21 protein-coding genes and 1 other annotated feature are annotated in these 19742 nt (G+C 44.9%); of the genes, 12 read left to right on the top strand and 9 right to left on the bottom strand.

Going from position 1 to position 19742, the window contains the following annotated elements:
* Positions 1–81: 81 nt before the first annotated feature.
* The gene (locus tag LRL21_RS25685) at positions 82–1290 is read right to left on the bottom strand and encodes an MFS transporter (RefSeq protein ID WP_240418629.1); all 1209 of its coding nucleotides are present in this window, start codon (positions 1288–1290) and stop codon (positions 82–84) included.
* A 72-nt stretch (positions 1291–1362) separates the two neighbouring features.
* Complete coding sequence (locus tag LRL21_RS25680) at positions 1363–1641, bottom strand: ArsR/SmtB family transcription factor (RefSeq protein WP_240418628.1); 279 nt, start codon at positions 1639–1641, stop codon at positions 1363–1365.
* A gap of 319 nt (positions 1642–1960) precedes the next feature.
* On the opposite strand from LRL21_RS25680, the gene LRL21_RS25675 reads away from it, so the two are divergent.
* The 9 genes from LRL21_RS25675 (at position 1961) to LRL21_RS25635 (ending at position 9996) form a co-directional block, all read left to right on the top strand.
* Complete coding sequence (locus tag LRL21_RS25675; RefSeq protein WP_240418627.1) at positions 1961–3043, top strand: CobW family GTP-binding protein; 1083 nt, start codon at positions 1961–1963, stop codon at positions 3041–3043.
* A 355-nt stretch (positions 3044–3398) separates the two neighbouring features.
* Complete coding sequence (locus tag LRL21_RS25670) at positions 3399–4493, top strand: sulfate ABC transporter substrate-binding protein (protein WP_240418626.1); 1095 nt, start codon at positions 3399–3401, stop codon at positions 4491–4493.
* Positions 4494–4731: 238 nt separating this feature from the next.
* The gene (cysT, locus tag LRL21_RS25665; RefSeq protein WP_240418625.1) at positions 4732–5565 is read left to right on the top strand and encodes a sulfate ABC transporter permease subunit CysT; all 834 of its coding nucleotides are present in this window, start codon (positions 4732–4734) and stop codon (positions 5563–5565) included.
* Positions 5566–5582: 17 nt separating this feature from the next.
* Positions 5583–6467: a sulfate ABC transporter permease subunit CysW gene (cysW, locus tag LRL21_RS25660; RefSeq protein WP_240418624.1), complete on the top strand. Its 885-nt coding sequence runs from the start codon at positions 5583–5585 to the stop codon at positions 6465–6467.
* 6 nt (positions 6468–6473) lie between these two features.
* Complete coding sequence (locus LRL21_RS25655) at positions 6474–7535, top strand: ABC transporter ATP-binding protein (protein ID WP_240418623.1); 1062 nt, start codon at positions 6474–6476, stop codon at positions 7533–7535.
* Between the two features lie 115 nt (positions 7536–7650).
* The gene (locus tag LRL21_RS25650) at positions 7651–8460 is read left to right on the top strand and encodes an alpha/beta hydrolase family protein (protein WP_240418622.1); all 810 of its coding nucleotides are present in this window, start codon (positions 7651–7653) and stop codon (positions 8458–8460) included.
* A 57-nt stretch (positions 8461–8517) separates the two neighbouring features.
* A complete protein-coding gene (locus LRL21_RS25645; RefSeq protein WP_240418621.1) occupies positions 8518–8730 on the top strand; it encodes a YezD family protein in 213 nt (70 codons plus the stop codon).
* Between the two features lie 129 nt (positions 8731–8859).
* Positions 8860–9447, top strand: a complete 588-nt coding sequence (gene ssuE / locus LRL21_RS25640) for an NADPH-dependent FMN reductase (RefSeq protein WP_240418620.1) — start codon at positions 8860–8862, stop codon at positions 9445–9447.
* 222 nt (positions 9448–9669) lie between these two features.
* Positions 9670–9996 (top strand): RNA-binding protein, encoded by a 327-nt coding sequence (locus tag LRL21_RS25635; protein WP_240418619.1) that lies wholly within the window; start codon positions 9670–9672, stop codon positions 9994–9996.
* Between the two features lie 71 nt (positions 9997–10067).
* On the opposite strand, the gene trpS is transcribed toward LRL21_RS25635, so the two are convergent.
* From trpS to LRL21_RS25605, 6 genes are all read right to left on the bottom strand, one after another.
* On the bottom strand, positions 10068–11072 hold the full coding sequence (trpS, locus tag LRL21_RS25630) for a tryptophan--tRNA ligase (RefSeq protein WP_240418618.1): 1005 nt from the start codon (positions 11070–11072) through the stop codon (positions 10068–10070).
* An 11-nt stretch (positions 11073–11083) separates the two neighbouring features.
* The gene (locus LRL21_RS25625; RefSeq protein ID WP_240418617.1) at positions 11084–11266 is read right to left on the bottom strand and encodes a hypothetical protein; all 183 of its coding nucleotides are present in this window, start codon (positions 11264–11266) and stop codon (positions 11084–11086) included.
* An 84-nt stretch (positions 11267–11350) separates the two neighbouring features.
* Positions 11351–11614 (bottom strand) — a binding site (T-box leader).
* Positions 11615–11684: 70 nt separating this feature from the next.
* Positions 11685–12470, bottom strand: a complete 786-nt coding sequence (locus tag LRL21_RS25620) for an SDR family NAD(P)-dependent oxidoreductase (RefSeq protein ID WP_240418616.1) — start codon at positions 12468–12470, stop codon at positions 11685–11687.
* A 105-nt stretch (positions 12471–12575) separates the two neighbouring features.
* Positions 12576–13214 (bottom strand): TetR/AcrR family transcriptional regulator, encoded by a 639-nt coding sequence (locus tag LRL21_RS25615; protein WP_240418615.1) that lies wholly within the window; start codon positions 13212–13214, stop codon positions 12576–12578.
* 18 nt (positions 13215–13232) lie between these two features.
* Positions 13233–13496 (bottom strand): zinc-binding metallopeptidase family protein, encoded by a 264-nt coding sequence (locus tag LRL21_RS25610; RefSeq protein WP_240418614.1) that lies wholly within the window; start codon positions 13494–13496, stop codon positions 13233–13235.
* Between the two features lie 59 nt (positions 13497–13555).
* Entirely contained in the window at positions 13556–13747 is a 192-nt protein-coding gene (locus LRL21_RS25605) for a hypothetical protein (protein WP_076228635.1), read from the bottom strand.
* A gap of 392 nt (positions 13748–14139) precedes the next feature.
* Between LRL21_RS25605 and LRL21_RS25600 the strand changes: the two genes are divergently transcribed.
* Complete coding sequence (locus LRL21_RS25600; protein ID WP_240418613.1) at positions 14140–15942, top strand: stalk domain-containing protein; 1803 nt, start codon at positions 14140–14142, stop codon at positions 15940–15942.
* A gap of 26 nt (positions 15943–15968) precedes the next feature.
* Positions 15969–17762 (top strand): copper amine oxidase N-terminal domain-containing protein, encoded by a 1794-nt coding sequence (locus LRL21_RS25595; RefSeq protein ID WP_240418612.1) that lies wholly within the window; start codon positions 15969–15971, stop codon positions 17760–17762.
* Between the two features lie 70 nt (positions 17763–17832).
* On the opposite strand, the gene LRL21_RS25590 is transcribed toward LRL21_RS25595, so the two are convergent.
* Positions 17833–18723, bottom strand: coding sequence for a polysaccharide deacetylase family protein (locus tag LRL21_RS25590; protein ID WP_240418611.1), 891 nt, complete (start codon positions 18721–18723; stop codon positions 17833–17835).
* 173 nt (positions 18724–18896) lie between these two features.
* Between LRL21_RS25590 and LRL21_RS25585 the strand changes: the two genes are divergently transcribed.
* Entirely contained in the window at positions 18897–19625 is a 729-nt protein-coding gene (locus LRL21_RS25585) for a phosphonate ABC transporter ATP-binding protein (RefSeq protein WP_240418610.1), read from the top strand.
* The last annotated feature ends 117 nt before the right edge of the window (positions 19626–19742 follow it).

The following is a 19742-nucleotide window of genomic DNA, read 5'->3' as shown; positions in this document are numbered from 1 at the left end:
TTCGTACCAAGCTTATTCGACAAGCTGAATGGATATGCCTGCTTCTATACTAACGCATACTGGTTCTAAGGGGCAAAGTGTTTACGCGAGCTTTTGAGCTTCTGCTTTAAGCAGACTTTGCTGCAGAGCTTTCCGTCTTGAGTGTGAACGGGAAAGCCCAAGAGAAGCAACAGCGGTGCCGGCAGCTACAGCAACACCCGCGGCTCCGATCCAGCTTATCGACGAAAGTGATGCTTTTTCCACGATGACGCCCCCGATTCCTGCGCCTGCTGCCATTGCGAGCTGCAGCACCGAGCTGTTTAAGCTCAGCATAATCCCTGATGCTTCCGGAGCAAGACTGATCAAATGGTACTGCTGCGTAGGACCGGAGGACCATGCTGCGAACGACCATAACATGAGCAGAGGGAAGACAATAGCGGGGGAATGAGCGGCTAATGATAATAGGATAAGTGCCACGGTATGAAGTGTCATCCCACTGATCAAGGTACGGGGAACCCCCCATTTATCCGTACTGAAGCCTCCAAACTTGGAACCGATCAGGCTTGCGATCCCAAATGCGAACAATCCTGCGCTTACACCCTGCTCGCTCATTCCTGTTATGGTAAGCAGAAATGGAGAAATGTACGTATAGGCAATGGCGTAGCCCGAAATCCAGAAGAACGTAATGGACAACGCGACGGCAATTCGTGGCTCTTTAAGCAATGCCAGTTGTTTGCGCAGAGGTACAGGTGCCTCGCCATCTGTTCGTGGAATGACATAAGCAATAATGAGTATGGCTAGCAAACCGAGTACCCCAATCCCCCCAAAGATCATTTTCCAATTATAGACCGATGCGACAACTCTGCCTAACGGAACACCGATAATCAGCGAGGTGCTAAAACCCATAACGAGCGTGGCTATTGCGCTGCCCTGCTTCTCAGGAGGTGCCAATTTGGCTGCAACAGTCAATGCGGTAACGACAAATACTCCCGTGCTCAGCGCCAAAATAATACGTGATCCAATCAGAAAATCAAATCCGGGTATGGCGACGGCGATTCCATTGCCAATAACGAATACCGCCAGTGAATATAGCAGCAGCTTACGTCGCTCAACGCGGGCAGTAACGGCCATCAGAAAAGGTGTGCCAAACGCATACGCCAGAGAAAATACGGTAATAAGCTGGCCGGCAGCAGCTACTGATACTCCACTGTCTGCTGCCACTTTATCCAGAATGCCTGCAATAATAAACTCCGACGTTCCAACCAAAAAGCTGACAATAGCCAGCATGTAAATTTTCCATGTATTCGACATGACCCAAATGGCTCCTCTCACGTTTACAATAATTTTATATTTCTAGATATATAGAAATAACAAGCAAAAAAATTATTCAAGCAAATACGGGGCATATTTGTGCGCCATTTCGCGATTCACACTATAGAAGATATAGGTTCCGTCCTTGCGAAGGTCCAGTAAGCCGCATTCGGTTAATTGCTTCAGATGATGAGACAGCGTGGAGCCAGCGACAGATTCCAGCTTGCTTCCAATGTCGGAGCAGCACAGATTCTTTTCATCAGTAAGCAGCATAGCGATTTTGAGTCGGGTTGGCTCGCCAAGCGCTTTGTATACTTTAACTGCTTGCCGTAGGTCTGCATGTTCTTCCATCAATGTGATCGCACCCTTTTTTTGATTGTTATTTCTATATTCGTAGAAATTAAAATATCACAGCTTAACTCGAATGTAAATAGAAAAAAAGAGTACAGATAAATTTTAATTTTATTATAATAGTAATAATTACAAATAATTGACTTTTTCGAAAAAGGAAGCTACAATTCTAACATACTGCCAGCGAAAGAAGATGCATCAGCTTACGAAGTCAATTTTCTACGAAAACAAAGTGGATGCTTACGAAGTAAGTTTTCTACGAAAATAAAGTAGATGCATACGAAGTAAGTTTTCTACGAAAACTTTAAGGAGACTAATCATGATAAAAACAGTACCTGTACATATACTTTCCGGTTTTTTAGGAAGCGGGAAAACAACGTTATTAACGCAAGCTTTGGACTATTACAGGCTGAGCGGGAAGAAGCCGGCTGTGTTGATGAATGAGCTTGGTGATGTGAATTTGGACGGTATGCTCGTGGATGACGAGGTGCCAATGACAGAAATGCTGAGTGGCTGTATTTGCTGCACGATACGCGGAGATCTCGGTATGGAGCTGAGAGAGTTGATCAGGGACCATACTCCCGATGTTATTTTCGTTGAATGTACTGGCGCGGCTAATCCTATTGAAATCCTGGATGGAGTTACGGATGCCTCGTTGTTGACTGAGATGGAGCTGAAATCGCTCATTACGGTAGTTGATGCAGCGCAGCTTCTTGAGCGGCACAGTAAAGGGCATGGCAAAACCTATAAGCTGATGCAGGATCAGATTCGCTGCGCTTCCGAGCTTATTTTGAATAAAACGGATTTAATCAGCACGACCGACCTTCTCACGCTGGAGCAGGCTATTCGTGAATGGAATCCGACAGCTCCCATGACGGCAACGATCCGCTGTCAGGTTGATTTGGGGATGTTTGATCGTTTGGATGGCACTGACGAGAAGATGGCAGCCCCGACTTCAGGAGCACCTATCGAGCATGATCATCATACTTCTTGCAGCAATCCCTCCCATGACGATAATCAACACGATGAGAGCTGCGGTCATGCTGCACATTCACATAGTAACGACCAGGCTCATGAATATGAGGGGTACTCGCATCATCATTCTCACGATCATGTAATGGTATATACGCATTATTTTCAACGTCCAATTGATAGTGAACAATTCGAAAACCTGGTAAGCAAGCTGCCGGCTGAGATTTATCGGGCCAAAGGCATTTTGCGTTTCTCCGATACATCAAGCCCGTTTTTGTTTCAATATGCATATCGGGAGATGGATTTCATCAAAATTACGCCGAAGGAAGAGGTTCCAAGCGTAGCTGTATTCATTGGAGAGCATTTTTCGAAAACCAAGCTGGTAGCTGATTTAGCCAATTTGGAAAATGCCGTATCCAGTGAGAATTGAGAGATCTTGAGTCATCATATTGAATCGATATCGATTATCCATAAGAAACCGTTTCTCGCGCCGTGCATATACAGCAGAGAAGCGGTTTTTATTTGTGCAAAAGTGGTGCTGCGATCTTAAAAAAATTTCCAAAAACGCATTGACACCAATGTCTGACGATGCTAATATACTGAATATAAAACATAGTAAACACATCGGAATTATGTATCGTCTACCGGACAACCGGAGCTATATAGTAATAATTTCGAAGCAAACCGGCGCATATCATAATAGACATTCTACATAGCGGCTGGTTTTACTATCCTGTCTAGCTTATTTATAAGATATATTGATACTTAAGGGGAGAGATTAATTTATGAACAAACATTGGGGTAAGCTTACGTTAATCAGTGCCATTTCGCTGTCTTTATTAGGACTGACTGCTTGCGGAGCAGCAGCTCCAACCACGCCGGCAGCTCCAGCGCCAGCAGGTGACAACAAAGCGGCTGCAGTGACACCGGCGCCAACACCGAAACCACCCGTTGAAATTTTAAATGTATCCTACGATCCTACACGTGAGCTTTACACAGAATATAATAAAGCATTTTCCGCTTACTGGGAAAAGAAAACAGGCCAAAAAGTAACAGTAAAAGCTTCACACGGTGGCTCAGGCAAGCAAGGACGTTCGGTTATCGATGGATTGGCAGCTGATGTTGTGACATTGGCGCTCGCTTATGATATTGATGAAATTCAAGGAGCGGGCTTGATTCAAAAGGATTGGCAAAAAAAGCTGCAGCAAAACAGCACACCATATACCTCAACCATTGTATTCCTCGTGAAAAAGGGAAATCCGAAAGGGATCAAGGATTGGGACGATCTCATCAAGCCAGGTGTTGAAGTCATTACTCCTAACCCCAAAACGTCCGGGGGCGCACGCTGGAACTATATAGCAGCCTGGGGCTATGCATACCAAAAGTTTAATAAAGATGAAGCCAAAACGAAGGAATTTGTTCAAGCTCTTTTCAAGAATGTGCCAGTGTTGGATTCAGGTGCTCGTGATGCCACAAATACGTTTGTACAACGCGGCATTGGTGATGTGTTGCTGGCATGGGAGAACGAAGCTTACCTTTCTATCAATGAATTTGGTAAAGACAAATATGAAATTATTACACCATCGCTGAGTGTATTGGCAGAGCCGCCAGTAGCGGTTGTAGATAAAGTTGTCGACAAAAGAGGTACTCGTGAAGTGTCCCAAGCGTATCTGGAATACCTGTACACAGAAGAAGGTCAAAATATTGCAGCTAAAAACTACTACCGCCCTCGCTTGGAGTCCGTAGCCAAGAAATATGAGAATCAGTTTACGAAGGTAAAGCTGTTCACAATCGATGATGAGCCATTTGGCGGCTGGACCAAGACCCAGGCAACGCACTTCGCAGATAAAGGCACATTTGACCAAATCTACAAACCATAAGTCATAAACGACAATCATTCATTCCACATGTGCGGTAATCTGCAGAGGTACCGTATATGTGGGATGCTTACGATGTGAAGTTTTCCAAGGAAAACCAAGTTAATGCTTACGAAGAAAGTTTTGCTATAGCAAAACGAAGTTGACGCTTACGATGTGGAGTTTTCCAAGGAAAACTAAGTTGATGCTTACGAAGAAAGTTTTGCTAAAGCAAAACTCTTAAGTCAGAGGAGAGGAATCCATGGCAAGTAAATGGAAAGAACGAAGTGTACTGCCCGGATTCGGGCTATCAATGGGATTTACCGTACTCTATTTAAGTCTGATTGTTTTATTCCCTTTGTCAGCGATTTTTATCAAAACCTCGGGTCTCACCTGGATGCAGTTTTGGCAAACCATTAGTGATGCCAGAGTGGTCGCTTCCTACAAAATCAGCTTTGGGACTGCATTTGGGGCTGCGGTTATCAATACGATTTTTGGATTTATCGTTGCCTGGGTGCTGGTCAGATACTCGTTTCCAGGTAAACGCTTTGTCGATGCATTGGTGGACCTGCCGTTTGCACTGCCAACAGCAGTAGCCGGGATAGCGCTGACGACGATTTATTCGAAGAACGGCTGGATCGGTAGCATTCTGGAACCGCTTGGATTCAAGGTGGCTTATACGCCGATTGGTATTATGATCGCTTTGACATTTATCGGTATCCCGTTTGTGGTTCGAACCTTGCAGCCAGTAATTGAAGAATTGCAAAAAGAAACCGAGGAAGCTGCGGTTAGCCTAGGCGCTCATCGATGGAAAACCTTTATTAAGGTCATCTTTCCAGAGCTGCTGCCAGCCGCGCTAACCGGATTTACATTAGCCTTTGCCCGTGCTGTCGGTGAATATGGCTCTGTCGTATTTATCTCGGGCAACATGCCGATGAAGACAGAAATTGCTCCGCTTCTGATCATGACCAAGCTTGAGCAATATGATTATGCAGGTGCTACAGCCATTGCACTAGTCATGCTGGTGATATCGTTCTTTTTGTTGCTGGTCATTAACTTCATCCAATGGCGGGCTAACCGCTTTAATGTAACTTAGAAGCAGGAGGAAACACCATGGCCGGATATGTGGCAACCGCAAAAGCAGGTTCGGTTACTCTGGACAGACCCAGACATATTACTGAACCGGCGGTCGTAAAATGGGTTTTAATTAGTATCGCTTTGCTGTTTTTGGGATTTTTACTCGTATTGCCGTTAATTTCAGTGTTCGTTGAAGCGTTTCGTAAAGGTGCTGAAGTATATTTCAAGGCATTGACGGAACCGGATGCGGCATCAGCAATTCGTTTGACTTTAATGACTGCTGCAGTTGCGGTGCCTCTAAATTTACTGTTTGGCTTGTCCGCAGCATGGGCAATCACTAAATTTAATTTTAAAGGTAAAAACCTGCTTATTACTTTGATTGATCTGCCGTTTGCCGTATCTCCAGTCATTTCGGGTCTTATCTTTGTACTATTATTTGGCGCGAAGGGCTGGTTTGGTCCGTGGCTCGATGATCATGACATTAAAATTCTATTTGCGCTACCGGGAATAGTTCTTGCTACTGTGTTTGTGACTTTTCCTTTTATCGCCCGTGAGCTGCTCCCGATCATGCAGGCTCAGGGAGTTCAAGAGGAAGAAGCGGCGGTAACGCTCGGCGCCAAGGGCTGGCGCATTTTTTGGAAGGTGACATTGCCCAACATCAAATGGGGACTGCTGTACGGAATTATTTTGTGTAATGCGAGGGCGATGGGTGAATTCGGAGCGGTTTCTGTCGTATCCGGTCATATTCGTGGGGCTACGAATACGATGCCGCTGCATATCCAGATTCTCTACAACGAATACAATTCTGCAGGCTCTTTTGCGATGGCCTCTTTGCTGCTGATGCTGGCGGTAGTGACGCTTGCAGTTAAAAGCGTCATCGAATGGAAATTTAATGGAACTAAGCAGATAGAAGGGGAGTAGGGAAGCATGCATATTGTAGCCAAACACTTGATGAAAAGCTTTGGCAGCTTTCAGGCCACCAAGGATGTCAGTTTTGAAATCGAAAAAGGCAAGCTGATTGGTTTGCTGGGACCCAGTGGCGGTGGCAAAACAACGGTTCTCCGTATGCTAGCTGGACTCGAAGATCCGGATTCGGGAGAAATCTTGTTTCATGGCAAAAAAGTCAACGATATTCCTCCGCAGCAGCGCGGCATCGGCCTTGTATTTCAAAACTATGCTTTGTTCCGGCATATGAGTGTATATGATAATATTGCATTTGGTTTAACGGTACAAAAACGCAGCAAGCAGCAGATCAAGGAGCGCGTCACGGAGTTGGTTGAGCTTACAGGCTTGAAGGGTCTTGAAAAACGACTGCCTCATCAACTATCTGGAGGTCAGCGTCAACGAGTAGCATTTGCCAGAGCCATTGCGCCTGAGCCGCAACTGCTGCTGCTGGATGAGCCGTTTGCCGCCATTGATGCCAAGGTTCGTAAGGAATTACGGACATGGTTGAAAAGTATGATCAATCGGTTGGGTATAACGACGATTTTTGTTACACATGACCAGGAAGAAGCTGTTGAGGTTGCCGATCAGATTATGATTATTAACCAAGGCAGATTGGAACAAAAGGGGTCTCCGATAGAAATTTATCAGCACCCGCAAACTCCATTTGTCGCAGGTTTCATCGGTGAATCGAACCAGGTGAGTGATATTCATCGATTTAAAGGCTTTCATAACGTGGCAGTCAGTGAGGCAAAAGCTACGATTCGACCGGAATTTGTGGAAATTGGTTTTCCAAATGAGATCTCGATTCCTTCCGCGGCAGAAACCGGTATTGTCAACAATATTTATTTTCGCGGCACGAATTGGCAGGTTGAAGTAGAGGTTAACGGTCAAATTCTGTTTGCTTATCGCTCCCTGGAGCTGGAAACATTAAAACCTTCCGATTCTGTGCAAGTGCTGATACATCGCGTTTATTTATTTCATGAGCAGGAGCATCTGACGGTAGAAAATGCACTCAAAACCGATCCGTTGCCGGTTCATATCTAAAATAAATCGGGCTTGGACGTTTGGTAAATGAGATGTACGTGGAATACTAGTAGGAAACCAGCACAAGCTTTGTTTACCAAACATCTAGGGCTTAACACAGAAAGGGAGAGCAGCCATGGAGCATCATATTACAATAAGCAGTGACCAAGCGGAATTAGCAGCTACGCTGCACTATCCTCCATCAACAGGAGATAAAAACCCGATAATCATCATCGCACACGGTTTCGTAGGCAATCGGATTGGTGTGGATCGATTATTTCTAAAGGCCGCCAGAGAATTCAGTAAACAAGGATTTATGGTACTTCGCTTTGATTATGCAGGATGCGGCGAGAGCACAGGCAATTACGGTTCAAGTGATGTGGACGCTATGATTGCACAAACCCGACATGTAATAGATTATGCACTGCAAATCGGGTGCGTTGATCCGACACGTGTCATTCTGCTTGGACATAGCTTGGGCGGTGCAATTTCGGTCTTAACCGCAGCGAGAGACAAGAGAATCAAGTCACTTGTACTATGGTCTGCAGTCGCCTATCCTTTTAATGATATTATTAAAATTACAGGTAAAAAGGTATATGAGGATGCGGTGCAATTCGGAGCAGCTGATTATTTGGGATATTCGTTCGAGCCGCAATTTTTTGAATCGCTGTCGAAACATCAGCCTTTTGAACAATCCAGGAAATTCAATGGGGACGTATTGCTGGTGCATGGTACCAATGATGATGTCATTCCGGTTGATTATTGCTTCTTGTACCAAAAGCTGTTCTGGATGAGATCTCAGGGACAATGCGATAAAGAAGTGATTTTTCAAGCAGATCATACGTATTCATCGAATCAATCCTATTCCCAGCTCCTGTCGACAACCCAAAACTGGTTAACTTCAATAGAAAAACAAAAAAGTGATTGGCATGATTGGACTATTTAATAGTTACGCTTCAATTCCGACTATGCACATGTTATTAATATGAGTGGAGGTTATGATATGGCAAAACCGTTGGAAGTTGATGATATATGGACACAAAGAATACTTAATTCCGTAAATGGTCTGGAATATGGGACTGTGCAAATCGTGATTCATGATGGTAGAATAGTACAGATAGAAAGAACCGAGCGCAAACGCTTTGAAGCCGAAGCTGGAGCTCGCGATCGAGAGCATAGCGGAGTGAACAGACAGCAAATCCGTAAAAATAGCTAATCGCAATTATAGTTCACTGTTCATTCCTGTTCATTGACGATGGATAGGCATTACAATGGGGAGCATTGATTAATATTCATCCAGGTAACTATTGTGCATGAAACGATTTATATAAAAGGAGTGATCTCAATGGCACGTATTGCAATTATTTCTGGTAGTCCTTCTGCCACATCACGTTTAGACGGAGTTCTTCAGTTTGTAAGCAACGCAATTCTTGAGAAAGGGCTGGAGGTTCAATGGGTAAATGTAAGGGAACTGCCGCCTGAGGATTTATTTTATACTCGCTTTGACAGTCCTGCGATCACGAATGCCAATCGGATAGTTGCCGAAGCCGATGCAGTCGTTGTTGCTTCACCGATATATAAAGCATCTTATACAGGAGTATTAAAAAGCTTTCTGGACCTCATACCGCAAAAAGGTCTGGAAGGTAAGGTGGTGCTTCCGTTGGCAATTGGAGGTACGATTGCTCATCTGCTTGCTATCGACCATGCTTTCAAGCCTGTATTATCTGCATTGGGAGCACATCACATTTTGAACGGTGCATTTATATTGGATTCCCAGGTTATCCGCGCCGAGGACAACAGCTTCACGTTTGTTCAGGAAATTGAAGAGAGATTACAGGGTGTAGTGCAATCGTTCATTTCCGAAACGGTATGGCGTAAAGAAAGAACAGATGCGAATGCGATTGATTCGGTTAATGAATTACCGGTTACTTAAACTTTAAACGAACTACCAGTCTTGTCTACCTGACATCGGGAGGCTTCAAGCTGCATTTATTGCAGGGAGAAGTCTCTTTTTATAATATCAGAATTTATAAGTTTTCAGCGGAGCTGAATATTCTGATATTGTAAGAAAAGCAACCTATTGGACACGAATGTATCTTCACCGAATAGGCTTCGATCAGAAGCTTTTCTTATTAGATTTAGGAGGTGAATGACTATGAATGATGTGATAGTCCAAGACCAAACGGAAATAGAAGTAAGCGAGGCAGATGCCCTTCATTTGCCAGACATTCAGTTTGTCAATTATTGCTTTCAAACCTTTGGGCTTAATCGTGGTATTTATAATACCATTGATCAGTGGCTTTACAGCACGGGTTATCGTGAAATTACGTCAAGACGCAGTCAAATTATCAGTTTCCTCAAAGATATTCAACAAAAACATGGGAAAGACCAGAGCAGTGTGCTTCGGTTCGGCAAGGGCGGTTTAACGAAGCAGTTGTATGATTTTATACATCTGCCCAAATCTGTTTTTATGTACAGCTAATTCCGTTACGGCGGGAATTGATACGAATGTAGGCGGCCATCAAATGATGACCGCTTTTTAATGTTATATAATTAGTTTTCAGTATGCTGTGCGAAATAGGCGATTCCCATGGCTTCACGTACTTCCAGCATTGTTTCACGGGCCAGTTCTCTTGCACGCTCGGTACCGCTTATCAAAATTTCGTCAATTTGCTTAGGGTACTTGCTAAGGGCTTCACGCCGCTCATTCATCGGTTCCAGCAGCTCGTTAATTTTGACAGTAAGTCTTGTCTTGCATTCGGAGCAGCCGATGGTCCCTTGGGTGCAATTGTTGTAGATATCATCTGCCTGCGGAGCATTAAAGGCTTGATGGTAGCTATAGATCGGGCATCTGTCAGGATGGCCCGGGTCATTCTTGCGAATACGCCCAGGATCGGTTACAGCCTTCTGTATGAGCTCTTTGACCTGCTGTGGGTTCGAATCCAGGGAAATGGCATTGCCGGAGCTTTTACCCATTTTACGGCCCCCATCAAGGCCGGTTAAGCGTGGAATTTCGCCGATCAAGGCTTGAGGCTCGGGAAATACCGGTCGATAGAGGTCATGAAAACGGCGTATGATTTTTCTCGTTTGTTCGATGTGGGGGACCTGATCCTCGCCAACAGGGATGAGCGTTGCGCGGCAGATGGCTATGTCTGCTGCCTGACTGACGGGATAGCCAAGAAAGCCGTAATTCAACTGCTTGTAGCCCCGTTCAGCCGCCTCTGTCTTAATCGTCGGATTATGACGTAGAGAGTTGACCGTGACAAACATCGAAAAATAAACAGTCAGCTCGGCTATTTCCGGGATCATGGATTGAATAAATAAGGTAGAACGGTTGGGGTCTATGCCAGCCGCCAAATAGTCCATAGCTACATGACGCAGATTATCGCGCACTATTGCAGGATGATCGAAGTGTGTGGTCAATGCCTGAACATCGGCTAACAGGACAAAGCACTCATAGCTGTTTTGCAATTCAACCCGATTTTTCAAACTCCCGACGTAATGACCAAGGTGCAGCTTGCCGGTAATACGATCTCCAGTTAAAATTCTCTCTTGCATTGAAATTCCTCCTAAGAGCTTTGCGAAGCAAAGCTAGCTTCGTAAGCATCAACTGAGCTTTGCGAAGCAAAGCTGGCTTCGTAAGCATCAACTGAGCTTTGCGAAGCAAAGCTGGCTTCGTAAGCATCAACTGAGCTTTGCGAAGCAAAGCTGGCTCCGCAAGCATGAATGGGATTGCGAGCAAACCTATACATACATCCTTACGATCTGAGATACGCCAACACCAGCCATCCTCCATGGCCATCACCCCCTTTTATGAAACGCAAAAAAACCTCATCGCAAAGGACGAAGTTATCGTGGTACCACCTTTATTCATCTCCGGTATGAAGATGCACTCTCAAGTACGGACAGGCTCATCAAGAACACTATCGATACAGCCCTCATGGTAACGGAGAGGGAATCCCGGCTTTGCCTACAAACAAATACGTTCGGCCAAGCGACTCCGAAGTCCATTCACACGTCGGCCGGGGATGGTTCGCACCAAACACCATCTCTCTGAATCCCGCCTCTAACGGCTACTTACCCTTCATCATCGTCGATACGTTATGAAAGGAAGTATACGCCGGCATGAGGGAATCGTCAAGTATGAACAGAAACTTGCTCTTGGTCTGTTTAATTGCGTGGTCGGAGAGTTCGTTCAACAATTCCAAGTGTAAACTGACGAGAAAATAATCTGGAAACCTGGGCTACCCAATAATTTTGGCGTCCGGAAATAATATGGCTGCGGCCTTTTTCCAGTGCTTTCAGAGCGTTGTGTACAACGGTGCTGGGCGATTGTCTAGAACCAACGGATGCTTCATCCGAACCGACGATATCAAAAAATGAGGTTTCTGTGGCACCGGGACAAAGTGCTAGAACCTTGAGCCCGCGTTTACGATTCTCGGCCCAAAGGGCTTCACTAAAAGAGAGCACAAACGCTTTGGTTGCTCCATAAACGGCCATATAAGGATCGGGCTGAAAGGCGGCTGTGGAAGAAACATTAATTAAAACACCATCCTGATTGCGCAATAAATCGGGCATGAATGCATGCGTAATATCGACTAAAGCAGAGACATTGAGCATCACTTCCTCATGCTGTCGTACTCCTGAAACTTGTTCAAAATATCCATAGGTGGCAAAGCCTGCATTGTTAATTAAAAAATCAACCTTTAATTGTTGCTTTTGAACCTCTTGGAATAAAACTTGTGGAGCATCAGGTGCAGATAAGTCAATAGCGATTACCGTAGTCTTAACGTTGTAAGCTTCTGTAAGCTTTTCAGCTAGCACCTTTAGCTTTGAATGATTGCGAGCGACCAAAATGAGATTGCATTTTTTGGCTGCCAGGGAATAGGCAAAGGCTTCACCAATGCCTGATGATGCACCTGTGATGAGTGCTGTTTTATTTGAATATTTGAACATAATATTGAACCTCCTTGGAATCTTTGTTTTATTTAAGAAACATTGTTTCTGGTGGGCATGAATTACTGAAGCCATCTGTACCCAGACCTCAGTGTACTCACTATTTTATGATTGTCGTGAAGATTTCTTAAATGCTTGGAGCGTATTATTCAGTGTGAATGCATAGATTTCTTGGGCTATGTTTAAAGTAGAAAAATGACCGGCAAATTGAAGATGGATCACTCCATGTAAAGCAGACCAAAGCATCTGGACAACAAGTAGGGGATCATGTTCTTCAAATACACCTTGCTCAATAGCGCGAATTACGGTTTGTTTGATTCGGTAGAGGGCAGTTGCAGTACTTTCAATGCTTTGTTCATCCGGCTTAAAATCAGATAACGCCCCGCCAAACATCATTTTGTAATAACCAGTATGAAGCTGTGCAAATTGCCAATAAGCCCAACATATAGCGCTCAAATCATCAAGCACATTGGCAGTGTCCGGTACTTGTTGAAAAGATTGTGTCAATAGCCGACATCCATCCATGTACATTTCATTGGCAAGACCGTCCTTATTGCCAAAAATATTGTAAATGATTTTAGTTGAACAATTTAATTTTTGAGCAACTCTGCGGACCGTCACGGACTCAGGGCCTTCCTCTAAAAGCAGGATACATGCGGCATCAATAACATTTTTACGGAGCAATTGCTGCTGTTGAAGCTTCACTTCAGAATAGGTCTTATAGGCATTTGGTGGGTTGGTCATCGTGTAATGAAGCTCCTTTCAATCATGATCGATCATCACATCGTATGCTGTGTTGGCAAGCGCATTAGCGCCAAGCAGCATGCCTTCGAACGCTTGAGGCGTCATCGCTTGATCACGAAATTCCTCCGTATGTAGAAGCTCTCCGCCATGTGTTACCTGGATGAAGGGGGGAATAGCGGGACAATGCCGGAATACGTTCCCTAAATCAATTGAACCATGGTCGTTGCCGCTCTGAATATCCGTCTCATTGATTCCCAAATCCACCAAATTAGCTGTAAACAAAAAACCTCCAGGGCTCAATATGCTGAGCTCAGGAGGCCATGAATGTTAGAGTAGACGTTTTATTGGACTTCTTTGCGATTCGGTTCCGTGATTAATCGATTTTCTAAAGATTTTTTTATTTTGTGCATGCCTTCAATTTCAAACTGATGGTTTTCACGAAAGCGAACACCTGTCAAGGCAAGTGCTTCATTTAGAGTAAGCTCTACCGAAATCGTCTGTTCTTGTCCATTATTTTGTTGTCCGTAAGTCATTGTTCATCGCTCCTCACAAGCTGATTTATGATGCTGGATTGTGCCTAAACATATAAATTCATAGCGACAATTAGAGTGCCGGATTTGTAAGAAAAGCTTGATATTGCTTGATTTAAATATAACATAACGTGTAATGTTAAGCAAGGGCTTCTGCAAATAAAAGTCATTTATTTTCGAGGGAAAAATCGGAAAATCGGCCTCAGTTTTTAATCATAATTCAAGGAGAAACGGTTCACGCATGCTTTGGAAGAAAACGGTTACAGCAGTTTTGTTCACGATTTTAACACAGCGTTTTTTGCCGTTTCAACTGGACGGCTGCAATTCGAACATGGTACTATGCATAGGAGATCATGGTTCGAAAACAAATATTCACAAAAAAGGAGTTACCGCACATGTTTCGAATGGTTGCTGCCGCAAAAGCAACATTGCTAATGAGTACTGCCCTTGCAGTTGGAATGATGAACGTTCCCCCGGTTCATGCTGTTTCCGTATCCTCGATCCAACTTCAATTGTTTGCTGGAAATTCCGAAGCTATCGTCAATACTCAAAAGGTTAAACTGGATGAACCGCCAGCAATTATTAACGGACAATTTTATTTACCCGCCAAATGGGTTGCAGACGCACTTAAGATTCAACTTTTTTGGGATCATGAAACGCAGACTGCACAGATGTTGACTTCAAAGGCATTCATCCAATTCAATCCGTCACTAAATCAGATACAGATTAATGGCAAACCGATTCCATTCGAGACTGTCGCCGAGATCCGTAATGGGCGGCTGCTTGTAAAGCTGTCCTGGCTTGCTCCTTATACGAATATGACATATCGCTATGATTCTGCATCCCAAAGTGTAGAAATAAGTGATCTTGGGGAGCCCGCTTCCGCTTATAAAGAATCAACGCTTCACAAGGATGATACTCAGCCAAATTCAAAGCCAATTGCCAAATTCGCATTAGGGAAGGCTTCCTATCGATTAGGTGAGCCTGTGACCTATACAGATTTAAGCTATGATCCCGATTCGGAAGGACTTCCAGGCTATGACTGGAGCGGAAAGCAGGAAGTGTTTTTTAAACCGGGCACTTATACAGTAACGCTTAAAGTGAAGGATGGTAAAGGAAATGAAAGCGATCCTTTCTCCCAGACGATAACGGTGCTCGATGTTCCTTATATTAGTGAGCAAGCGTATCCATTTTATTTTAAACCGATAGGCAGTTTATTATCCAAGGAGTCAGTAGCATCCATTGCCGCCAGACAGTCCTTGGAGAACCCAATCATGTCAGTGCTGCCAAGACCATCGGAGGAACGGCGTTTGCTTCTTGGGAGCAGTACAAAGCCAATTGTTGAGAAAGGATTTTTATTCAAGGAAAATATGAATGGACGTGCCCGTCTGTACACCCAATATATCAATGGGATGAGCAGCGCCGCACAGCTCGCCATTATGATTCGCAATCAAAGCGATACACGCCCGGTCACCGTCCATACAACAGCTGTGGCTGAGTCTCAGGCCTCCGTGTATACACCCCTTCTCGGAAGTAAAACCGTTGAAAGCTTTTTGACGAATCATTCGGAGCCGAGCAGTATTACGGTTAATCCAGGTGCTGCCGTGTTGTATAAGGTGAGCCAGGAGTTAAGCTCAGGACAGGGCTTTCAAGGGATATACGATCTGGAAACAGATGGAGCTGTCGATGTATCTTATGTAATGATTTCACCCGGTGAGCAGCCTTATCAGCTTGGAGCTTATCGAGCTGTTCAATCCAAGGATGTGCGGTATACCGTATCTCCGGTTTCCGAGGTAAGCTTCCAGTTAGATACAAGATCGCTGAAGGAGCCGATTTCATTTAGTATTGGTGACGGTTCTATTGAACCGATTCCGGGTAGAGTCACTCAGGAAATGAGAGCCGACTCTGTGCAAGCAGTGACCTATGGAAGCAATGCCGGAGTCCGTTATCGGATTGGTCTGGAATTTAACGGTAAAACTGCAGTCGCTTTATATCCACGTGGTGGTTTTTTTGAAGGCTCGGTTCGCGTCAATGGCAATGTCATTTCGATGCCTGCAGCTGGATTAACCTCTAATGAAGCCTTGCTGATTCATCGTACAACAGTTTCTGAGAAGAAGATCGAGATCGAGTTGATGGCTTCGGAAAGCAATCAGCTGCCGGTAGATTTTATTGTTTATCCGCTGCCTGATAAGCAGTAGCATTTTATCATAAAGGAGTTCGTCAAGTGAGATCATCTCTATGCAAAAAGTGGTTCGCCGTGATGGGCACATTGATCCTATTCTTCAGCTGTTTGTTATCGAATTCTATGATTCCTTATGCTTCCGCAGCCGAGGCTCCGGTCCCTGAAAGTAGATCCATACTGTTGTATTATGGCAAAAGTGAAGCTTTCCTCAATGGTACCAAGCTTGCTTTGGACGCACCTGTTGTACAGATCAACAATCGCACTTATATGCCTGCTGCGATTCTTCCATCATTGCTGGGTATTCCTGTGGAGTGGGATGCTGCTTCTGGAAGTGTTCAGGTAACAACGCCAGCAGCATTTATTCAGCTTCAGCTTGCTGCCAAGCAGCTGCGTGTTAATGGGAAGACGGAAAATTTTGAGCAGGCTGCATTCATGTTGAATGACAGACTGTATGTGGAATTAACTTGGTTAAATCGTTTTATCGGATTCAAAGCGACAGTTAATGAACAACTTCAGCGATTAGAGCTGTTGTATATTAAACGGGCTGAGGCTGGCAGCTTGTTCAATGATACGATGCCGAATACAAAGCCGGTAGCCAGATTTTCCGTAAACAAGAAATCGTATCGTTTGGGTGAGCCGATTATTTATTCGAATACGAGCTACGACCCGGATGGGGATACTATTAAAAACGTCGAGTGGACAGGCAAAGCCGAAGCGATTTTTCAACCGGGTTTGTTCAAGGTTTCGCTCTCCGTTACGGATAGCAAGGGTACCGTTAGTGAGCCATTCTCCTATAACGTAGAAATTGTGGACGAGCCGTATCTGGATGAATTTGAATATAAGGTGTACCACGAGCCAGTCGGAACGTATGTCAAGGAAGAGGAAGCGACGCTTCGTTCTTACTTGCGTGGAATCCCGCAGCTGCCTAATATCGCAACGCTTGAAAAGGACCGGCCCTTGATCGTAAGCGATAGCCCGGAAACCTTTACGGAAAAGGGATTTTTGTATCAGGAAAAGGTGAATGGAAAAGCAAGGCTGTACGCGGATCATGTAAACGGCATGAAGGAAAAGGTGCAGTTCGCGATCATTGTCCGTAATCCAAGTCCCGATAAGCCAGTAACGATCAAGACTACGCGTCATGGCGAGGTGCATCCCTCGATATATGCGAATCTGATCGGAAATGAGGCCTCAATCGAATTTTTGCAAAGTGACAGCTCGCCGGAATCGATTACGGTAGCACCTTATCAAACGATGTATTACAAAAAAATGCCGGAATTTTATCCCGACCAAGGGATGAACGTGATGTATGATGTCGAAACAAGTGGAGAAGTGTATTTTTCGTTCGTTGCCATGGACGCTGGTGCTGGCATTGAATCTGTCGGTATGTACAAGCAGCTGGATTATACAGGGAATGTGCGGGGAACGTTCGATGGCTCTGATGTGTCCTGGAACGTCGATCTGACCGGACTAAAGAAGCCGTCCTCACTTGCAATTGGAGACGGTACGTCCGATCAATTCGTGACAGGGGTCGATGCCTACGTGAAGGAGCATTCACTGAATTTGGGCAACTATGGTGTTGTTTATAAAATTCATATGGATCATCCACCCAAAATGGCGCTGCTGCTTCTGCCGCGGGGAGGCGTATTTAGAGGCCCCTTCGAGATTAACGGAAGTATCGTTCAAGCGCCGCCATCCGGCATTATGATGGATTATCAAGGTTATACCATATTGGCACGCACAGACGGCACAGAGCCTTCGCTCGATATCGAATTTACACCAGCAGCCGGCTCTGCGTTTCCCGTGGATATCATTTTTTACCCATTGGAGGATAAATAAAGTAAGCTGCACATATAGAGGAGAGAGGCCGCTAACAGGCTTCTCTCCTTCAAGTTTGTGGGACAAAAGTTTACTGTGGCATGGGATTATCTACCTTGACACTGTCATTGATTTGAAACAGCTGAGGAATTGTGACCAACTCCATATGGGCTTCCTGGAGCTTTTCGATAATTCTCGGAAGTGCTTGTACAGTTCCGGCCAAATTCTCACCTTCGCCGCCAGCTCCATGCTGCAGGATCACTGCTCCTGGTACAACATGACCTAGCACATTATCTGCCACCTGATCCGCGCTGAGTCCCTTCCAGTCCAGTGAATCTACATTCCAGTTAATAATGTGGTACTGTTGACTGGCCAGCCATAATATTTGCGATTCCGTTACGTTGCCATACGGCGGACGAAAAAGCTTTGGCTTGGCGCCGGTAATCCTGGCAAGTACTTCTTCTGTTCGATGGATTTCATCCCGGAATTGTGCGTCGCTCGTTTTGGATAAATTCGGGTGCGTGTAGCTGTGGCTGCCGATGATGTGCCCTTCATCCTGGATACGGCGGATCATTTCGGGATGCGCTTCGGCACGATTGCCAACAACAAAAAATGTCGCCTTCACTCCATATTTATTGAGGATATCCAAAATTTGAGCGGTAAATGTTGTATCCGGAACATCATCGAAGGTGAGCGCCGCCTGACGCAAGCTTCTGGGTCCATTGAACAAAAAGGTACTGCGATATTTGTGATGCAGATCGGCCAATGTCAGCGGCGTATTCACGCGTTCTTTGTTCTCTTTTCCGGCCAGCAGGTGGGGAGTGGGGGATGATTCTTTTTGAACACTCAGGTTTTGCGCTATGGATTGACCTGACTGGCCTTGCTGCTCCATCTGTGCGTTATTAGCTCCACATGCACCTGTTCCGAGCAGAGATGCAGCTGCCAGCAGGAATAATCCGATCTTGGTGCCTGAGCTGTTCATAATAACTCATCCTTTCTTAATCGCGGTTTTCCTTATTTTGTGCTGAAATGCAGTTTTTATGTATGAAAACAAGGAATAGAAACACCTTTTAGTAATTAAAGTTTTTTTGTTGACGCAAGATGTTATATAATAAAGATTATTGCCGGGTCACAAGGAAAGGGAGAAGGAATCGGATGATTATTGTACGTAATTTATCTAAATCATTTCCACCAGATCACCAAATATTAGACAAGCTAAGCTTTCAAGCGGACGAGGGTGAGCTTATTGCTTTAGTTGGAAGCAGCGGCAGCGGCAAAACAACACTGTTTCGCTGTTTATCCTTGAAGCTGAATTGGGACGAAGGTCAATACATATACCAAGGGAAAGATATTTCAGGAGTGAACGGGCTGGAAAAATTCAAGCTGCGCAAGGATTGGGCCTTTCTGGAGGAAAAGCCTGATTTGAATCCGCGTAAATCTGCCTTGAAAAATGTACTTAGCGGTTTGTTCTTTCACAAAGCATGGTGGCGCATTCTTTCGGGGACGACATCCGGTGATGATCATATGACGGCGATGGACTATTTGGACAAGGTTGGTTTACTGGATAAGGCACATGATCCTGTTGAAAAGCTGAGCGGCGGGGAGAAGCAGCGTGTAGCGATAGCCAAAGCTCTGATCCGCGGGGCAAGAGTTATTTATGCAGATGAACCTATTTCCGGATTGGACCCGGAGGCGGCTTTGCGTGTTATGGAGGATCTGAAAGACATTTGTAACAAGGATAAGGTCACTATTTTTTGCAGCCTGCATCAGGTTGAAATGGCCGAGAAATTTGGCTCGCGCATATGGGGTCTGGCCGAAGGCAAGCTTGTCGTTGATATTGCCGGGAGAAGGCTGACACAGCGTGAAAAGAACCTAATCTTTTAAGGGTGAGATTGGTGAATACGTGCTGCTGCGCGGCCGTAATGTTCTTCCGATCGTTGTTGTTCACGGATTTTTTCATTTATGGGATGAACAGGTGAAAATCCGTGAACAAAGACGAAC

Source organism: Paenibacillus periandrae, from assembly GCF_022458865.1.
In the GTDB taxonomy this organism is placed as follows: Bacteria; Bacillota; Bacilli; order Paenibacillales; family NBRC-103111; genus Paenibacillus_S; species Paenibacillus_S periandrae.
This window is presented reverse-complemented; position numbering and strand designations above follow the sequence as displayed.

Excerpts from the sequence above, each read along its gene's own strand:
- LRL21_RS25670 (WP_240418626.1), top strand. The coding sequence starts at position 3,399 with ATGAACAAACATTGGGGTAAGCTTACGTTAATCAGTGCCATTTCGCTG.
- ssuE (WP_240418620.1), top strand. The coding sequence starts at position 8,860 with ATGGCACGTATTGCAATTATTTCTGGTAGTCCTTCTGCCACATCACGT.
- LRL21_RS25585 (WP_240418610.1), top strand. The coding sequence starts at position 18,897 with ATGATTATTGTACGTAATTTATCTAAATCATTTCCACCAGATCACCAA.
- LRL21_RS25680 (WP_240418628.1), bottom strand. The coding sequence starts at position 1,641 with ATGGAAGAACATGCAGACCTACGGCAAGCAGTTAAAGTATACAAAGCG.
- LRL21_RS25655 (WP_240418623.1), top strand. The coding sequence starts at position 6,474 with ATGCATATTGTAGCCAAACACTTGATGAAAAGCTTTGGCAGCTTTCAG.
- LRL21_RS25675 (WP_240418627.1), top strand. The coding sequence starts at position 1,961 with ATGATAAAAACAGTACCTGTACATATACTTTCCGGTTTTTTAGGAAGC.
- LRL21_RS25605 (WP_076228635.1), bottom strand. The coding sequence starts at position 13,747 with ATGACTTACGGACAACAAAATAATGGACAAGAACAGACGATTTCGGTA.
- cysT (WP_240418625.1), top strand. The coding sequence starts at position 4,732 with ATGGCAAGTAAATGGAAAGAACGAAGTGTACTGCCCGGATTCGGGCTA.
- LRL21_RS25600 (WP_240418613.1), top strand. The coding sequence starts at position 14,140 with ATGTTTCGAATGGTTGCTGCCGCAAAAGCAACATTGCTAATGAGTACT.
- LRL21_RS25685 (WP_240418629.1), bottom strand. The coding sequence starts at position 1,290 with ATGTCGAATACATGGAAAATTTACATGCTGGCTATTGTCAGCTTTTTG.
- LRL21_RS25590 (WP_240418611.1), bottom strand. The coding sequence starts at position 18,723 with ATGAACAGCTCAGGCACCAAGATCGGATTATTCCTGCTGGCAGCTGCA.
- LRL21_RS25645 (WP_240418621.1), top strand. The coding sequence starts at position 8,518 with ATGGCAAAACCGTTGGAAGTTGATGATATATGGACACAAAGAATACTT.
- LRL21_RS25620 (WP_240418616.1), bottom strand. The coding sequence starts at position 12,470 with ATGTTCAAATATTCAAATAAAACAGCACTCATCACAGGTGCATCATCA.
- LRL21_RS25625 (WP_240418617.1), bottom strand. The coding sequence starts at position 11,266 with ATGTATAGGTTTGCTCGCAATCCCATTCATGCTTGCGGAGCCAGCTTT.
- cysW (WP_240418624.1), top strand. The coding sequence starts at position 5,583 with ATGGCCGGATATGTGGCAACCGCAAAAGCAGGTTCGGTTACTCTGGAC.
- LRL21_RS25650 (WP_240418622.1), top strand. The coding sequence starts at position 7,651 with ATGGAGCATCATATTACAATAAGCAGTGACCAAGCGGAATTAGCAGCT.
- LRL21_RS25615 (WP_240418615.1), bottom strand. The coding sequence starts at position 13,214 with ATGACCAACCCACCAAATGCCTATAAGACCTATTCTGAAGTGAAGCTT.
- LRL21_RS25635 (WP_240418619.1), top strand. The coding sequence starts at position 9,670 with ATGAATGATGTGATAGTCCAAGACCAAACGGAAATAGAAGTAAGCGAG.
- trpS (WP_240418618.1), bottom strand. The coding sequence starts at position 11,072 with ATGCAAGAGAGAATTTTAACTGGAGATCGTATTACCGGCAAGCTGCAC.